Raw genomic sequence first — 1,554 nt, 5'->3', positions numbered from 1 at the left:
GGCATGCCCGGCGCCGGGTCGCCGACGACCCGATCGTCATCGTCTCGATGGCCTGCCGGCTCGCCGGCGGAGTCGACTCGCCGCGGGCACTGTGGGAACTCGTCCGCGACGGCCGGGACGCCGTCGCCGGCCTGCCCGCGGACCGCGGCTGGGACCTCGCCGGCCTCTACGACCCGGACCCGGCGCATCCCGGCACCGCCTACACCCGCCACGGCGGCTTCCTGCCCGGCATCGACCGGTTCGACGCCGCGTTCTTCGGCATCGGCCCCCGCGAGGCCGCCGCGCTGGACCCCCAGCAGCGCCTCATGCTGGAGATCTCCTGGGAGGCCATCGAACGGGCCGGCATCGACCCGCGGGCGCTGCGCGGCAGCCGCGCCGGCGTCTACACCGGCGTCTCGCTGCAGGACTACGGCCCGGCGTGGCACACCGCGCCGAGCGCGGCGCAGGGCCAACTGCTCACCGGCAACGCCTCCGGCGTCATCGCCGGGCGGATCGCCTACACCTTCGGCCTCGAAGGCCCGGCGCTCAGCGTCGACACCCAGTGCTCCGCCTCGCTCGTCGCGGTGCATCTCGCCGTGCAGGCGCTGCGCACAGGCGAATGCGACCTCGCGCTCGCCGGCGGGGTCACGGTCATGTCGACCCCCGGCATCCTCGTCGAGTTCAGCCGCAAACAGGGCCTGGCCGCCGACGGCCGGTGCAAGGCGTTCTCCGCCGACGCCGACGGCACCGGCTGGGCCGACGGTGGGGGCGTGCTGCTGCTCGAACGGCTCTCCGACGCGCGCCGCCGCGGCCATCCGGTGCACGCCGTGCTGCGCGGCAGCGCCGTGAACTCCGACGGTGCCAGCAACGGCCTGACCGCGCCCAACGGGCTCTCCCAGCAACGCCTCATCCGCCAGGCACTGGCGAATGCCGCCCTGCGCCCCGCCGACGTCGACGCGGTCGAGGCCCACGGCACGGGCACCGCCCTCGGCGACCCCATCGAGGCGCAGGCGATCATCGCCGCCTACGGCCAGGACCGCCCGGCGGACCGGCCACTGCGGCTGGGATCGCTGAAGTCCAACGTCGGGCACGCCCAAGCCGCCGCCGGGGTCTGCGGGATCATCAAGATGGTCGAGGCGCTGCGTCACGAAACGCTGCCACGCACCCTGCACGTACGCGAGCCGTCCCCGCACGTCGACTGGTCGGCCGGCGCCGTCGAACTGCTCCTCACCGACGTCGCCTGGCCGCGCCGTCCCGGGCGTCCGCGCCGCGCGGGGGTGTCCGCGTTCGGGGTGAGCGGCACCAACGCCCATGTGATCCTCGAGGAACCGCCGGCCGCCGACCCGCCCGCCCCACCCCTACCCACCCCGCGGCGCGCCACCGACGCCCACCCCCACCCCCAAGCCCACCCCCAAGCCCAGGCCCACGCCCAGGCCCACGCCCAGGCCCCTGCCCAGGCCCACCCCCAGACCGCCTTGGCCGGACGGGACCTCGCCGCGGCGCCGAGTTCGGGTTCGGCGCGGATCGCGTTGATCAGCACCGGGCGGTGGCGGGAGTCGGCGACGACGCGGCGGT

Annotated in this window: 1 protein-coding gene; it reads left to right on the top strand. The window is 75.9% G+C overall.

Features of this window, described 5'->3' with window-relative positions; genetic code table 11:
• The coding region (locus tag MXD58_RS27290; RefSeq protein ID WP_250610851.1) for a beta-ketoacyl synthase N-terminal-like domain-containing protein at window positions 1–1,554 on the top strand (1,554 nt) is incomplete at both ends.

The organism is Frankia sp. AgKG'84/4 (assembly GCF_023242965.2).
Classification (GTDB): Bacteria; Actinomycetota; Actinomycetes; order Frankiales; family Frankiaceae; genus Frankia.
This window is presented reverse-complemented; position numbering and strand designations above follow the sequence as displayed.